Source organism: Protofrankia sp. CiP3 (assembly GCF_917627345.1).
Lineage (GTDB): Bacteria > Actinomycetota > Actinomycetes > Frankiales > Frankiaceae > Protofrankia.
In genome coordinates, this window is record NZ_CAKJTM010000043.1 from 1 (window position 1) to 15,982 (window position 15,982).

At 65.0% G+C, this 15,982-nt stretch carries 12 protein-coding genes; 3 read left to right on the plus strand and 9 right to left on the minus strand.

Features of this window, described 5'->3' with window-relative positions; genetic code table 11:
* The first annotated feature begins 212 nt into the window (after positions 1 to 212).
* Complete coding sequence (locus MJ797_RS15450) at positions 213 to 1,487, plus strand: CoA transferase (protein ID WP_374582316.1); 1,275 nt, start codon at positions 213 to 215, stop codon at positions 1,485 to 1,487.
* On the plus strand, positions 1,487 to 2,956 hold the full coding sequence (locus MJ797_RS15455) for an amidohydrolase family protein (protein WP_239335442.1): 1,470 nt from the start codon (positions 1,487 to 1,489) through the stop codon (positions 2,954 to 2,956). Before MJ797_RS15450 ends, MJ797_RS15455 begins: the two co-directional genes overlap by 1 nt.
* 320 nt (positions 2,957 to 3,276) lie before the next feature.
* On the opposite strand, the gene MJ797_RS15460 is transcribed toward MJ797_RS15455, so the two are convergent.
* The 4 genes from MJ797_RS15460 to MJ797_RS15475 all read right to left on the minus strand — a co-directional run bounded on the left by MJ797_RS15460 (position 3,277) and on the right by MJ797_RS15475 (position 8,349).
* Positions 3,277 to 5,775 (minus strand): TIR domain-containing protein, encoded by a 2,499-nt coding sequence (locus tag MJ797_RS15460; RefSeq protein WP_239335444.1) that lies wholly within the window; start codon positions 5,773 to 5,775, stop codon positions 3,277 to 3,279.
* Between the two features lie 740 nt (positions 5,776 to 6,515).
* Positions 6,516 to 6,917, minus strand: a complete 402-nt coding sequence (locus tag MJ797_RS15465; RefSeq protein WP_239335446.1) for a hypothetical protein — start codon at positions 6,915 to 6,917, stop codon at positions 6,516 to 6,518.
* Positions 6,902 to 7,474, minus strand: a complete 573-nt coding sequence (locus tag MJ797_RS15470; RefSeq protein ID WP_239335448.1) for an RHS repeat-associated core domain-containing protein — start codon at positions 7,472 to 7,474, stop codon at positions 6,902 to 6,904. The genes MJ797_RS15465 and MJ797_RS15470 overlap by 16 nt, the downstream gene beginning before the upstream one ends.
* Positions 7,474 to 8,349 (minus strand): hypothetical protein, encoded by an 876-nt coding sequence (locus tag MJ797_RS15475; protein ID WP_239335450.1) that lies wholly within the window; start codon positions 8,347 to 8,349, stop codon positions 7,474 to 7,476. The genes MJ797_RS15470 and MJ797_RS15475 overlap by 1 nt, the downstream gene beginning before the upstream one ends.
* Before the next feature lie 252 nt (positions 8,350 to 8,601).
* Here MJ797_RS15475 and MJ797_RS15480 point away from each other — a divergent pair, with 252 nt between their 5' ends.
* Positions 8,602 to 9,225: a hypothetical protein gene (locus tag MJ797_RS15480; RefSeq protein ID WP_239335451.1), complete on the plus strand. Its 624-nt coding sequence runs from the start codon at positions 8,602 to 8,604 to the stop codon at positions 9,223 to 9,225.
* 806 nt (positions 9,226 to 10,031) lie between these two features.
* Here MJ797_RS15480 and MJ797_RS15485 read toward each other — a convergent pair.
* The 5 genes from MJ797_RS15485 to MJ797_RS15505 all read right to left on the minus strand — a co-directional run.
* Positions 10,032 to 10,481 carry a hypothetical protein gene (locus MJ797_RS15485; protein ID WP_239335452.1) on the minus strand — a complete coding sequence of 150 codons (450 nt, stop codon included), beginning with the start codon at positions 10,479 to 10,481 and terminating at the stop codon, positions 10,032 to 10,034.
* Between the two features lie 15 nt (positions 10,482 to 10,496).
* Positions 10,497 to 10,970, minus strand: a complete 474-nt coding sequence (locus tag MJ797_RS15490; RefSeq protein ID WP_239335453.1) for a hypothetical protein — start codon at positions 10,968 to 10,970, stop codon at positions 10,497 to 10,499.
* 3 nt (positions 10,971 to 10,973) lie between these two features.
* Positions 10,974 to 11,543 carry an RHS repeat-associated core domain-containing protein gene (locus MJ797_RS15495; protein WP_239335454.1) on the minus strand — a complete coding sequence of 190 codons (570 nt, stop codon included), beginning with the start codon at positions 11,541 to 11,543 and terminating at the stop codon, positions 10,974 to 10,976.
* Positions 11,543 to 11,734, minus strand: a complete 192-nt coding sequence (locus MJ797_RS15500) for a hypothetical protein (protein WP_239335455.1) — start codon at positions 11,732 to 11,734, stop codon at positions 11,543 to 11,545. Before MJ797_RS15500 ends, MJ797_RS15495 begins: the two co-directional genes overlap by 1 nt.
* Before the next feature lie 991 nt (positions 11,735 to 12,725).
* On the minus strand, positions 12,726 to 15,982 hold a 3,257-nt coding region (locus MJ797_RS15505), incomplete at its 5' end, for an RHS repeat-associated core domain-containing protein (RefSeq protein WP_305039719.1).

The window sequence follows — 15,982 nt, forward strand, 5'->3', positions numbered from 1 at the left end:
GAGCTGTTGCGCGGCCTCGGCGCGGCGGTCCCGCGGTGGGCCCAACCGCGGCCCCCGCCGCGCGCCCGGCCGTCATGGCCGTGCTCGACCCCATGGCCGCGCTGCCATCGGCGCTGGCCTGGGCGCGATCGGGCGCGATGGCGTTGACAGGCCCGGCGGGCGGCGCACCGCTCGCGCCCGACGTGGCGATCGTGCCGCGCCTCGACGGCGCGATGGCCGTGTTCCGGCTGCTCGCGGCGGCACGCGGCCGGCGCGTCGAGGTGGACGCGGGGGCGCTGCTCGGTGAGCGGGCCGCGATCAGCCGGCTTACCCGCGGTGGCCGGCGGTCCGCCGGCGGTGCCGCCCGCCTGCTCCCCACTCGGAACGGCTGGGTCGCGGTCAACCTGGCCCGCGGCTCCGACCGTGAGCTGCTGCCGGCCTGGCTGTCGATCGCCGGGGATGATCGCGACCGGGAGCATCCGGTGGGGCTGTGGGAGGCGGTCACGGTCGCGCTCGCCCGGTTGTCCACTCACGATGTGGTCGAGCAGGGGCAGCTGCTCGGCCTGCCGGTGGCCGCGATCGCCCAGCCGCAGGACGCGGCCCAGGACGACCAGGCCACCGCGCGCGGCCAGCGCTTCCCGTTCGCGCCGTTCCTCCTCGACGGCACACCCATCTCCAGCGCATCGACCGACAGCACCCCGGCCGGGACGGGCCACCGGCCCGTCCCGCCGACGAGGCCGATCCTCGTCGTCGACCTGTCGTCGCTGTGGGCCGGACCGTTGTGCGCGCACCTGCTGGGGCTCGCCGGCGCCCGGGTGATAAAGGTCGAGAGCACCCGGCGGCCGGACGGAGCGCGGTCCGGGCCGCGGGCCTTCTTCGACCTCCTGCACGCCGGCCACGAAAGTGTCGCGCTCGACCTGCGCACGCCTGACGGCCGGGCCGCCCTCGTCCGCCTGATGCTGCGAGCCGACGTGGTGATCGAGGCGTCCCGGCCGCGGGCCCTGACCCAGCTGGGCATCGACCCGGCTGGCCTGCTCACCCGCCATCCCGCACTGACCTGGGTGAGCATCACCGGCTACGGCCGGACCGGACCGTGGTGCCAGCGGGTGGCCTTCGGTGACGACGCCGCGGCCGCCGCCGGCCTGGTCGCGGTCGGGCCGGATGGGACGCCGATGTTCCTCGCCGACGCGATCGCCGACCCGGTGACCGGCCTGTACGCGGCGGTCGCGGCACTCGCGTGCGTGGCCGGCGGCGGCGGCCACCATGTCGACATCGCCCTGCGCGAGGCGGCGGGTTCGCTGCTCGGGACCCGTCCGAGACTCCCCCGACGCGACCCGGCCGCCCGATGGTCGCCCGGCTCCGATCAGGACGAAGACAACCCCGGCGGGTGGTTTGTGGCGGCCAGCGGCTGCCGGCGCCCGGTCCTGCCGCCCCGCCACCGGACGCCGGCCGGTACCGCGCCGGAGCTGGGCGCGGACACCGCGCGCGTCCTCGCCGAGCTCGCCTGATGAAAACCGGCCACGACGACCGAATTCTGATCATCAACGCGGAGGTCGACGGGCGGGGCGGGACAACATCGGTACGTACCAACGGTGACCGGATCGTCGCCATCGGCCCGGAGCTGTCCCGCGCGCCCGGCGAGTACGTCGTGGACGCCCGGGGCGGCATGCTCCTTCCCGGCCTTCATGATCACCATATCCACCTGCTGGCCCTGGCCGCCGCGCACGGCTCGGTGCTCTGTGGCCCGCCGGCCGTCCATCGGCGTGACGAGCTGGCAGCCGCTCTGCACCGGGCCGCGGCGGCCGTCGCCCCCGGCGGATGGGTCCGCGGCGTCGGTTACCACGATAGTGTTGCCGGTCCGCTGACCAGAGATGATCTCGACACGATGGTCGCGGATGTCCCCGTGCGGGTACAGCACCGCTCCGGAGCGTTGTGGATGCTCAACTCAGCGGCCATCGCCGCGGCCGGCCTCGAGGATCATGCCGGTGCTGCCGTCAGCGCGCCACCCGGAGCTGGGCGCGGCCCGGCTGGACGTCCCGACGGCCGGCTGTTCCGGCTGGACGACTGGCTGCGCGAACGGCTCCCCCCCGCGCCGGCTCCGGATCTTAGCGCCGTCGGACGGCAGCTCGCCGCGTTCGGTGTCATCGGCGTGACGGACGCCACCGCCGGCACCGGGCCGGCCGAGGCCGAGCTGCTCGCCGCCGCGGTGATCCGCGGTGACCTCCCGCAACGGCTGACCCTGACCGGCGGCCCCGAGCTCGCGCCGCCGGAGCACCCACGCATCCGGTTGGGGCCGGTGAAGATCGTGATTGACGAAGGTGAACCGGTCGAGTTCGACACGCTCGTCGCCACGGTGCGTGCCGCACGGACCGCCGGGCGGGCGGTGGCGGTGCACTGCGTAACCCGTGCCGCGCTCGTCCTCATCCTCGCGGTCCTCGAAACCGCGGGCGGGGAAGCTGCGGGTCACCCGAGCCACCCGGGCGACCGGGTCGAGCACGGCGCCGTCATCCCACCGGATCTGGTGGATCAGCTCGTCGAGCGTGGCCTGACCGTCGTCACCCAGCCGCACTTCATCACCGAGCGCGGCGACGAGTACCTCAACGAGGTCGACGGCGAGGATCTCCCGTGGCTGTACCGCTGCGCGGGATTACGGCGCGCCGGGGCCGCGGTCGCCGCGGGCACGGATGCCCCGTTCGGTGATCCGGACCCGTGGCGGTCGATGCGGGCGGCGGTCACCCGGCGCACCGCGGCGGGAAACCTGATCGGCCCGGACGAAGCGGTTGGCCCCGCCGCCGCCCTCGCCCTGTACCTTGGCGATCCCGCCCGCCCCGGCGGGCCGGCGCGACGGGTCATCCCCGGCGCTCCGGCAGACCTCTGCCTGCTCGCCGAACCCGGCCCGGCCGCGCTGCGGACGCTGAGCGCGGACCTGGTCACCCTCACCATCGCCGCCGGACGGATAATCGCCGACAACCGCTGACCGGCCTGACCGGCCTGACCGGCCCGACCGACCCGACCGCCCGAGCCAGGCAACGCTGCCCGCCAGCTCAAACAGAATCACGAAAACGCGGTTGGCCTTGACGGCCATGAAAAGCGCACGGCAACAGGGGCGTGGATCAAGGAGCGGGGTTGGGTGCGTGCGTCGCGAGGCGACGCACGGAGTCACCGGAGGTGGTGGGTGACGACCGACGAGCCGGGGTACCCGTGCATCGCGCGGCGATGGTTGGGAAGCGATGCGGCGAGGTGCATGCCCCAATCCCGCGATAATCCCGGCGATGCCGCGTCCTCTGTTGCCGGTCGCTAATGGCTGCTTTCTCCAGGGCTGGCGGGCGAGGGGGCGCGTATAGGGCCTAACGGGTGGTTCCAGCAGTCCATTGGCTGTGGATCGGGTCCCTCATCAGGGCCCCGGAGGACGAATTTGCAGGTCTGGTCATCGGCGGCTTCCAACGTGTCCGGAGAGGCCGGGACCGACCCCGACGGGGTGGGGAGCGTGGCGCTGGACAGATCCACCCGTAGGACCGTCAGCGCCTTGTCGGTCGCGACCCGGGACGTCCGGAAGTCCACCCGGCCGGTGACTCCATCAAAGACACCACCGCGAATATACCCAACGATCTTCATCCAACTGATGCCCTCGGCCGGGTCAAGCTTGTTCACGGAGTCAAGGAATACTTGAACGGAGTCATACACCAGCCCGACGCGCTCATCCGGCCATGTACTGGCTGAAGACGACATACCGGTGGCACGGTAGGTGGCATCGAGCCGTCGGCAGAAATCGAGAAAGCGCGCGCTCTGCTGAGCATCGTGGAGAAACTCCAGATCGCCTGCCACCAGCTCGTTCGTCAGGCACTTCTTCCCGGCGAGAACCACGGGCGCCGCCCTGGAAATATATCGTATCGGCACGTTGTAGATATTCTTTCCAGCGTATTCAAGAACAAACCTGCCGACAGTGCCGTCGGCGAGCAGAAGAATGTTCTTCTCGCCGATACACTCCGCCATTCCTTTGAGGAACTCGCCGAACTGTTCCTGTCTACCGGCATAGAAAATCAGATCATCCGGCCGCTGGGTCGTGCACCTCTTCTGAAACTCACTTTCCAGCTGAGCGCTGATGTCCGGACCGGAAGCGGCACCCCGGCCGGGTGACATGTTCAGGTTCTTGTCCCAGCCCCGCCGGTCGACCGAGAGACCGATCTTCAACCGCGCGGCGACCTTCGGCACCTCCTCGTCGATGTCCTTCACCAGTGTCGAAACATACGTGTCATCGTCGTCTGGACGCGGCACCGCACCATTTTCTCCAGGCTCACCGGGGTAGTAGACCGTGATTCTTTTCTTGTTGTTCCGCCAGGCATACAGCGCTACAAGCTGCGCGTCGCGCCTGTTCGCGGGCACCATCTGGAAGTATCTCTCCGACTGCCGGTCAACGCCATCGGCAGAAAGGCCATGGGCGATCACGGGAATGTTTTCCATCCCCAACGTCCTGATTGCCTCAAGGGTGACCGGTGTACTGCGGTCCATACCAATGACCCCGATGACCCGCTCCCCCGGAGTTGCGGCGAGGGGAACTATGTATTTCTGGGTGACCATGGCTGCCTGTCCCATCGCCTCGCCACCGTTTGCGATCACAACACGCAACGCAATGCGATAACGGGACGGATCATCCTTCGCCCCCACGCACGGACCGGTATTCCCGAACTGGTTCAGCTGGCGCTGCCAGGTCAGCAGCGCCAGCATCTCCGCCACCTGGGGATCGGCCCAGCCCGTTCCCGGCGTCGATGCGGGCCTCCGGGTGAGAGAGCCGAAGTACACCAGTGTGACAGAGCGCCGCCGTTCTCCCCCAGGCCGCTTATCGAGTTCGTCCGCACACCTGTTCTGCTCGAAGATTTTTTCTTGGATATCCTGGAGCCGGACGACCGACGGATCTTTACCCACGCCGAAGGTGAATCCACCCGTGCTGTAGCCGACGCACTCCCCGTCGTCGGCCTTGGTCACCGCGACGCCTGGCCACGGCTGACAGCCATCGGGCGAAATGGTGCTGCGCAGCAAGAACCACCAGACCGGCAACGCCAGAAACGCCAGAAACACGACGGCCCCGGATGCGCCCAGCGGCAGCCGGTGCGTCCGTATCCACGGCCGCACCCCCGGAAGGAACGATCTGGGGTTATTCATATCCGGCTGACCGGACAGGGACGACGAGTCGGCCGCCACCGACGGGAGGCTGTTGTCCTCCCGCGGTAGGTGTGGTAAGGACGAACCTGGTGCCGCGGTCGCGCCGGGGAAAGGCGGAGGCGGCTTCTCAGACGCGCCCGACGGCGGGGAACTGGCACGGCTTGGGGGGAAGGGAGACGGCTCTGCGGGCTTCCCTCGTCCCTTAATCGCCATGGTGATCCCGTCGAGGAGGACGCGTCGGCAGACGTCCTCGTCGGTGTGACCGACCAGGTCGATCGGTTTAATCTGGCCGAGCAGCCCCGGCAGCGGGCACTCTTCCCACCGGATCGGCAGGAGTTTGCGGTCAAAGCCGAGTGGATCATCGGCCCGGGCTGCCTGCCATTCCGCCTGCTCGGACACGGAAGACAGGTAAGCGCGGGACAACAGAACGATGGTCCGTCGGGCGTGGGTGACGGCCCACTGTATGACAGCTACCCAGTTCGACCCGGGCACGCCATCCCAGGCCTCGAGCAGCACCCGGTAGCCGACGTCTTCCAGCTGGTAGGCGATCCACTCCGCCCACGCACGGTCAGCCGGGGCATGGGAAAGGACGAAGTCCCGCTCCGGCGCCGACGTCGTGTCCTGCCCGTTCCCCATATGACCATCAGCCCCCGGATCTCCTGCGCCGCCCGTATCCGTCGAGCTTTCCACGCACCGTACCGGGCCTTATACGCGGGTCGGCAGCCAACCACATCCCCGCCACGGAGCTGACCGCTGGCCTCAGCGCAGGCGCATCCCCCGCACGAGCGGCGTACGCCCCGAACCGAAGGTGAACATATGCCGCCGGAACATAGCATCAGATAGTTAATCCGGCATCATCGTGTTCATTTCGGCGACACCCCCACAGTACGGATCTTGTTCTGTTCCGGCCCGTGGCGGTCAAGCATCCGGCTTGTCGCCAGCCAGGGGGCTGTCCACCACCAGCCCCGCCGGTCGCACCATCACCCTCCTCACCGGCTAAGAACGACCGGCAACAGGGGACGCGGCGTCGCGGGGCTGGGGCACGCACCTCGCGTGATCGCTTCCTATCCCCATCGCCGCGCGATGCGCGGGTACCCCAGCTCGTCGGTCGCCACCCAACACCAGGCTGGCTCTCTAACAAGGTCACCGAGCCGGCCGGGTCCGTCCCCCGATACGGGAGGAGAGAGGCCCATGGACATGACGATGCCCCCGACCCGATCATCTCGGACGGAGGCATCGTCACTACATCAGGCCGGGCACTTACCGACGGACCGAATAGACCGTGGCCGCGGCCCGATCCCACTCACACTCGAACCCCAACCGGTAATCGTCGTCAGCAGCGCCGAAGGCCAGAGCCTCCAGATAATCCGGGTAGTTCACTTTCGAAAGATTTTCCCGAACATCTTTTTGATTCGCACAAAAAAATGTTCCTTGCATCCGACCCTGGTGCGTTGAAAGTGGCAAATAAAATCGATTAGATCCTTGATCGACGCCTTACTCAAAGGCTCGTGCGATACATATCCATTGCCGTATAGATAACGAGCATATCGTCTCAACAATGCTTCGAGCTCAAGCTCTTGAAGTGGACCATCAGTAAGCATCTTCAGATCCGCACGCAAGCCGAATTTACGGCCACTACTATCCCAAACCTCGTACTCCTTATTTAGGATATCTATCGACTCAACGTAACTAAGCAGCTCTACTTCCGAATCGAAGACTTCAACGTCTCCATGCTCGTTGAGGATAAAAGGGGGTTGTCGCTCTACCACCTGCTCCACCAGCTTTTGTCGCCTTTTTTACTTTCCCAAGGACGGTGTCGGCCAACCCCTTGGCCATGACGCGTCTCCCCAGTCCTGGAGTCAATACGTCGACGATGATAATGCGGGTACCGTCCAAGTCGATGCCCGGTTCGGTTGCCAAACGGTGCAACTCTGAAATTTTTACTAAACTTAATTTCCCTACCTTGTCCGGCAAAAGAACCTGGATTTGTCTGAACTTCGGCCGCACCTACCAAGCCGCTGAATACCGCTGTGAAACCAAAATCAATCCAGCTCCAGTTGTTAGTTCTCGCATTAGTTGCCACGTAAGAAACGGCGGCAGTAACCGCACCCACCGCAATACCACACACGATCGAAGCACCGCACGCAACAGCACCCACAACAGCGCCCGCGAGAGCTGTCCACTTCAGGACCGACCGCCAACCCCACCGGCCGTCGAGGTCAGTGCAGTTGATCGGATCGCCAGTGCAATAATCATAGGCGTTGGCGTTACCGCCCACCACGGGGTCGACCTGCAGGAACCGGCCAGTCAACGGGTTGTACAACCGGACACCCATCAGGACCAGCCCGCCGAGGGCGTCCGCGGAACGCTCCTTACCAGCCAGCCATACCGGGGAAACGCGGTCGAGGCGAAAACCGGCAGACCGAACTCGGTACTGTCCGCGAAACTCGCGATCGAACCGACCGTGGTGCTGTCGTCCGCGATCGCCACCACATCGCCGTGCAGGTTGACCAACTGGACCGTGACCGTGCCGGTGTTGGACTGGATCGCGGCCAGATCCCCACCAATCCCGGGAATGTTCCGCGTCCACGTGCCATCGGACACCCCGATCCACACCGGACTGTCCCCACCATCGGCATAATGATTCGTCGACGTCGTCGACGCCTGCGTCCACGACCGGATCCGCCGCGCCGGATCCAGCGCGTAACTACGCGTCACCGACCCCTGCGTCTGCGAAGCCACCATGTCGTTGACGTAATAGCCCACGCTCGCCGACGCCCCACCAGACACCGTCAACCCGGTGGTCCGCCCGAACAGGTCATAGGCGTAGCCGGTGTTCGTCAGCCGGTCAGCCTGATCGTAGGTCGAGTTCAACGTGAAATCAGCGGTCGTCGTCGCCGAACAGTTCCCGCTCGTCGGGTTCCCACCCGCGTCGGGATGGTTGACCAGGCTGGTCCGGTTCGAGTCGGCGTCGTAGCCGTACTGCCGGGTGGAGCAGATCACCGGACCGCCATACGCCCGGGTGTCGGCCACCTGCACCAGCCGGCCCGCCGGATCATAGGTAAGACCGGTGCTGTTCGCCGGGCCCGCGTCCGCCCTCACCTGATCGAACACCGACCGCTTCTGCGTGAACGCCAACCAGGTGGTGCCTGATTTCGCGTAGGTCAACGCGGTCGGGTTGCCGTCGTTGTCATACCGGGTGCTAGCCACGACCCCGTTCGGATAGGTCTGGCTGGTCAGCTTGCCGTCCGCGTCATAGGAGCCGGGTGCTGCCAGCGTCCGCCGCCTGGCTCACAGTGATCGCCTCCGAGGTCCCGCCCGCCGCGTCGGCAAATACAGCGGCTGTTTCTCCTCACCCAAATCGACGTTGTCCTGAAGGCTACTGTCCCCATCTACTCGACCGTCCATTAGCGTGTACCCATGCTGAGAAGGCGGTCTCCGGTGCAGGTAGCAGTCGAATCCTTGATCGAGGCGCTCCGCCGTCATGCGGCGGTGATGATAGACGAGGACGCGTCGGCGGAGACCGTACTGCCCGCTATCCACGACGTGCGTGCCGCGGCGGTCCGGTACGTCGACGCTGTCTTCGATGCGACAGGATGGGGCAACGTCTTCGCCGATCTACACGATGACGACCTCGACCTCACCGAGGCGCCCGAAACGACATCAGAGACACCGATGACGTTAAGTGTTCGTGCTCGCTACGACTATGTGGTTCCAGATATAGAGGCGCTCCTTCAGGCGGGCCAGCGGGCTCGCGCCCAGGAGTGGGCGGATGACCCGCATAGCGCTACTCCCGTCGCTCATGCAGGGGAGGCGATCTACGAACTATTGCACGCCACAGGCGCACCACTCGCTTCGCTCACCATTCCCGAACTCGAGCCAGGCAGCGGGCTCGTGACGGTACACCGCACGACACAGCCTCTCACCCCAGAAGAGTTCGAGAGCCTGGACATCATCGACGATCTCAAGGATGTGCTTCTCCCGGACGAAGAGGACGAACTGCTGTACGTCCTGACCGAGCCCCGATATGAGACGCGGGAAGAAGCAGAGGAAGCAGCACGGCGCCATTCCACACACGAAAACTGACGGGCAGCAGACTGCGCCATGCTTTACGGCGGGACACCGCAGGCCAGCAGGCCGAGTACGAACGACCGCGCCCGCTGACGCGGTTCCGCCCAGGCGAACCGGAGGCAATCCGACCCATATGCTCGTTAAAGCCGCGCTGCCAACAGCCAAGGCATACCTATAGCCCACGACCACCGGGTGATCTTCAGGAGATCAACGCAACCCGCGATGATCGACCGGTGGCCGGCTCGTCCCTACCTGCTACCGCCTTGCCTCGCATTTAGCCACCTACCGCTGGCAGGCACCAAAACTCAATTTATTACAAAAATTCTGACTTGAGTACAAAGAGCGTTATTCATAAGTCCTGATTCAAGCGTTGAAGCGCCGCTATCCTATCCGCTTCCCGCCTGACTGGTGACATCCGGCCGGGAACCTGAATGCGGGAGAGTGCCGACGGTGACACCGTACGGCCAATCATAAACCGCCGCAGCGTCAACATTCCTCGACCAGCCATCAACAGCGCCGGGAGTCGGTGAAGGACACCGGCCCTGTTCACGGAAAGATTGGAGTTACCACACAACAAAAATCCCAAAGAAGCAGGAGCCGGTGCGCTACCAGTCTACCGTGGGGCTGATCGCCGAGTTCGTGGGCCGGATCGAGGAGGTCCTCGCCTCCCGTCGCGCTGGCCGGCCACCACTGATGAGCATCGCCGAACAGGTCGAGATGCTGCTGCTCCTGCTCCGCCGGAACCTCCCCAGACCGTGGTCGCAGACCTGTACCAGGTCAGCCAGCCGACCGTCTCCCGGGTCTACCGGCGCCTCATGCCGCTACTCGATGAGGTCCTCTGCCTGCACGAACCCGCCTTCGTCGACGTCCTGGCCAACAGGGAGACCCTCGTCGGCGGTGGCGACGACGTCGCCGTGCAGGTTCGTCAACTGGACGCTCACGGTGCCGGTGCTGGCCTGGATCGCGGCCAGATCCCCACCAATCCCGGGAATATTCCGCGTCCACATGCCATCGGACACCCCGATCCACACCGGACTGTCCCCACCATCGGCATAGTAGTTCGTCGACGTCGTCGACGCCTGCGTCCACGACCGGATGCGGCGCGCCGGATCCAACGTGTAGCTACGCGTCACCGATCCCTGCGTCTGCGAAGCCACCATGTCATTGACGTAATAGCCCACACTCGCCGCCGCCCCACCGGCAACCGTCAGCGTCGTGGTCCGCCCGAACAGATCATCTGCCGGGGTGCCCGGATACAATCCCCCGGGCACCCACAAGCGATTCACTCACTTAATTTCTAGAGGATGACGAAACCGAGCAACCAACTCAGCCGGAGGATCATGCAGCAAAACACCCTCCCAGCATTCAACAAAGGACAGGACCACCCGCCCATCGCTTGTCGAGATTGTCGTCTCGTCAGGATTGATACTCACCAAACCAGGAACCGACTCTTCTGAAGCGATCGCCACAGTATAGAGTCCACGCTTATGATAAATATGCTCCGGAAATATTTCTTCGACACGGCGGCGCTCCTCCATGAAGCTAACCACTATTCTCGCCTGCAACCGACCGAAGGATTTAAAAAGTTCGACAATAATCGCATTAAACCAGGTTTCAATACCTGCGTCCTGGACACATTCGTCCAGCTCCGCCCACCAAGCCGGATACTTGTCTTCCACCATGGGAACCCCGAAGGGGGACTCGCCAAGGCTGCGGAAAATGATAGTACCGAACGAGGGGTGAGTGTGGTAAAGATTCATATCTTACTCCACCCTCCGCCCCCACCAACGGTAGTGGTAAAGAGCCTTGTGTGATCCTTTGCTGCTAATTTTACCCCGTACCCAGTGATAGTAGGATCGAAGGTGATCGGGTCGGTCAAGCTTTAAGTACCGGAGGTTACCACGGCGCCTACTTACATATCTGAAGCCACCAACCACTCTCGGGCTTCGAAAGAAGCCATGCACCTTAAGGACCTTTGCCGCTACGGTCGCGGCACCGGCCCCTCCCTCCAAGCCACCACCTAGCGCTTGAAGGCCAAACCCCATCCAACTCCAGTTACTGGTTCCCGCGTTCTCCGCCACGTAGGCAGTAGCGGCAGCAACGACACCCACCGCAATACCACACACGATCGTCGCACCGCACGCTGCAGCACCTACGACAGCGCCCGCGAGAGCTGTCCACTTCAGGACCGACCGCCAACCCCACCGGCCGTCGAGGTCAGTGCAGTTGATCGGATCGCCAGTGCAATAATCATAGGCGTTGGCGTTACCGCCCACCACGGGGTCGACCTGCAGGAACCGGCCAGTCAACGGGTTGTACAACCGGACACCCATCAGGACCAGCCCGCCGAGGGCGTCCGCGGAACGCTCCTTACCAGCCAGCCATACCGGGGATACGCGGTGGAGGTGAAGACCGGCAGAGCGAACTCGGCACTGTCCGCGAAACTCTCGATCGAACTGACCGTGGTCGAGTCATCGGCGGTCGCGACGACGTCACCGTGCAGGTTCGTCAACTGGACGGTCACGGTGCCGGTGCTGGCCGGGATCGCGGCCAATCCCGGAGATGTTCCGCGTCCAGTTGCCGTCAGACACCCCGATCCACACCGGACTGTCCCCACCATCAGCATTTCGACTCGGCGTCATAGCCGTACTGCCGAGCCAAACAGATCACCGGACCGCCATACGCCCGGATATCGGCCACCTGCACCAGCCGGCCCGCCAGATCAGGCGATCGCCGCAGACGTCTTCCGCCGCGTCATAACCCGTCGTCGTCGTGCGGGTCGTGGCGTTGACCGTCCCAACCATGATCAACATATGACCAAGATCATGCCTCCGCGCGAAGTGAGCCGCGTTCATCGACGGCGTCGAGAACGGCGAGCTGCGCTTCTGACGTCACCGCAAGCACGGCCACGGGCACGTCTTTCTACGGGGAGAGCCGGGCCCCCGGACATGATGATGCCCCCGACCCGATCATCTCGGACGGAGACATCGTCACCACATCAGAGCAGACACTTACCGGCAGACCGAATAGACCATGGCAACAGCCCGAGCCTGCTCACACTCGAACCCCAACCGGTAATCGTTGTTGGCGGCGTCGAAGGCCGGGGCATCTACGCCGCCCGGAGCGGTTCACTTCCCCTTAAGATCTTTTTCCCAACTTTCTAGATCACCGCGGTATCGCCTTCGAGATATCCATTCCTGAGAGCCGACTTTCACAACCAGTCGAGCATACCGAAAGAATATTCCACGACATAACGAAACACTTGCCTGGCGCGTCGCGAGCTGGCGGATGAGTTGTACAATAACTACACGAGGAACCGGCTCAAAAACGTAGAAACCAATATTGATCCGGGCAGAGTCGCCGCTTTCCGAAGGTGAGATGATTATATCTAGACCATCGTCCAAATCGATCCAGATATCGATAAGGTGCGGATCAAACTGCACTGAATGTGTGGAGATGCTTCGTGCAACATCACCGAAACCCTCTCTCAGCTCACGCTCAATGCTACCCATCACCTACCGCCGCGGACCATGAAGAAGGTCGATATGCCACCCGCGAAACTTCGCTCGAAATACTGTTCTTGCCCCTCTAATTCCGTACGGCTTCAAGCTTTTACCACTCCAACCTAGCCCATACTTCCTACCCCTGTTTAGCCATCCCGACTTACGCGCGCCCGAATAAACATCACCAAATAGTCTACTCTTTGCGCCAACACCTCGTGAGCGAAACGCTGCTGCTCCAAGCCGGCTGGGCGCGAGTGCAGGGGTAGTGCCTACTACCGAGCCTGTCCAACTAACGATCCCACCCGACAAGCCACCGACTGCCGCTGCGGCGCCGAAGCCCGTCCAGCTCCAGTTGCTGGTTCCCGCGTTCTCCGCTGCATAAGCCGCGGCACCGACCGCTATACCCACCGCCACACCGCACACGACCGTAGCCCCGCATGCGACGGCACCGATCACACCGGCCGCGACAGCTGTAAACTTGAGGACCGACCGCCAGCCCCACTGACCGTTAAGATCAGTGCAGTTGATCGGATCACCGGAGCAGTAATCATACGGGTTGGCGTTACCACCGGGAAGCGGGTCGACCTGCAGGAACCGGCCGGTCAACGGGTTGTACAACCGGACACCCATCAGGACCAGCCCGCCGAGGGCGTCCGCGGAACGCTCCTTGCCCCCAAGCCAGCCATACCGGGGATACGCGGTCGAGGCGAAAACCGGCAGACCGAACTCGGTACTGTCCGCGAAACTCGCGATCGAACTGACCGTGGTCGAGTCATCGGCGGTCGCGACGACGTCGCCGTGCAGGTTCGTCAACTGGACGCTCACCGCACCGGTGCTGGCCTGGATCGCGGCCAGATCCCCACCAATCCCGGAGATATTCCGCGTCCAGGTGCCGTCGGACACCCCGATCCACACCGGACTGTCCCCACCATCGGCATAGTGGTTCGTCGACGTCGTCGAGGCCTGCGTCCAGGAGCGAATGCGCCGCGCCGGGTCGAGCGCGTAGCTGCGGCTGGTCGACCCCTGGGTCTGCGAGGCGACCATGTCGTTGACGTAGTAGCCGACGCTCGCCGCCGCCCCACCGGCCACCGTCAGCCCGGTGGTCCGACCGAACAGGTCATAGCCGTAGCCGGTGTTCGTCAGCCGGTCGGCCTGATCGTAGGTGGAGTTCAACGTGAAGTCAGCGGTCGTGGTCGACGAGCAGTTCCCGCTCGTCGGGTTGCCCCCGGCGTCGGGATGGTTGACCAGACTCGTCCGGTTCGACTCGGCGTCGTAGCCGTACTGCCGGGTCGAACAGATCACCGGACCGCCATACGCCCGGGTATCGGCCACCTGCACCAGCCGGCCCGCCAGATCATAGGTGTAGCCGGTGCTGTTCGCCGGACCCGCGTCCGCCCGCACCTGATCAAACACCGACCGCTTCTGCGTGAACGCCAACCACGTCGTCCCCGACTTGGCGTAGGTCAACGCCGTCGGGTTGCCGTCGTTGTCATACCGGGTGCTAGCCACGACCCCGTTCGGATAGGTCTGCGACACCAGCTTGCCGTCCGCGTCATACGACCCGGTGAACGTTAACGGGGCACTACCCGCGCCGACGTTCAGCGCGGTCACCAGCCCGCGATGCTCGGACGCCGAGTCGTAGGTGTAGGTCGCTGTGCCTTTCCCGTCCGCGCAGGACGTGACCTGCCCGTCGATGTCGTAGCCGGTCGTCGCGGTATTACCATCCGCGTCGGTCTGCGAGGTGACCCGGCCCAGACTGTCATAGCCAATAGTCAGCGTCGTCGTACCGTCACCGGTACTGATCGGCAAGCCGGTGGTCGTGCTGTACGCGTAGGTGACCGTCGGTAGGGTGGCACCCCCGTCCGCCGCCGGGGACACGGCGATCGCCGCGGAGGTCTTCCGCCCCGCCGCGTCATAACCCGTCGTCGCCGTGCGGGTCGTGGTGTTGACCGTCTCAACCGCGGTCAACACCTGACCGAGATCGTTGTAGGTGTACTTCACCGTCGGCAACGGATTGCCTGACGACGGCTGCGCCGCCGGCCCACTGGTACACGCCAGCCCCGTCCACGCCGCGTTCACACAGCCACCGCTGCCAGTCGCCGTGTAATAGGCGATGACCGTGGTGAACGCATCCGTGCCTGTACTGTTCGCCTTCGGCATCCGGGACTCCACGACCTGCCCGGCCGTGTTGTAGTAACTCGTCCGCACGACCGTCGGGTTACCTGAGCCCATCTGCACCGTCACCGTCGTCGGCCTGCGCTGCACCCAGCCGGAGGTGTTCGGATCCGCGCCGGCCTTGGCCTCATAGCCATTCACCGTCACCCGGCTGTCGCGGTCCGTCCCCGCGCTGACTCCCCCGACCCGGGCGCTGGTCGTCACCGTCGTCGCCAACCGGAACGGCGTCGGCGCCGCCGGCGCCCCTTGGTCATAGTCGGTGTGCGCATGCGCCCGCGCCGACACCGTCGAGCCGTCGTCAAGCAGCACCTGATGCGTCGGCCCGTAGCTGTCGACGACCTCGACGCCGTCGGCGGCGTACACGCTCTGGTCATCGAGCTGCTGGGCACGCGCCGCTGACGCGGTCAACGCGGTCACCGTCGGATCGGTGTCCGCCGTCGGGGCCAGCGCCTGCGCCCGATTCCCCGCCGACAGAGTACGGATCACGTTGCCTCGGGCGTCATGCTCGGTCGTGGAAACCTGCCAGGCCCCCGCCCCATAGCTGGCGCTGTTGACCGCCCGGCCGTCACTGTTGAGATACGTCAGATCCGCGTACGGCCAGTCCGCGGACGTGGGTGGGCTGGCCGGGACGTGGCTGGCGGGGAACAACCCGGCCCCGTACAGCGGCAAATCCTGCTGCGCCCAGCCGGCCACTGCGGTCGGGGACAGGTCGATCGGCGCCCCCGACCCGCTCACCGGCACGTCGTAGACCACCGTCTGCGTGGCCGTCGGCCCCGACGGATCCGGCCGCGACACGGTCGCCAGCCGGCCCGTGCCGTCGTAGGCCAACGTCCAAGCGGCCTGCCCCGGCGGGGTGATCGTCGCTAGCCGGCCGGCGGCGGTGTAGGAGTAGACGGTCTGCAGATGCGAACCGTCGGTGTTGTCCAGCCGCGGATCCCACTCGGCGCGCAGATGCCCGGTCGAGTCATACAGATACCGGGCCACCATCACCGGCGTGGCGCCGTTGAGGTTCATCGCCAGCGCGGAGACCCGCCCGGCGGAATCCCCCCAGGTTCCCGGGTCGGTCCCGGTCGCGGTCGTCGACGCCGCATAAG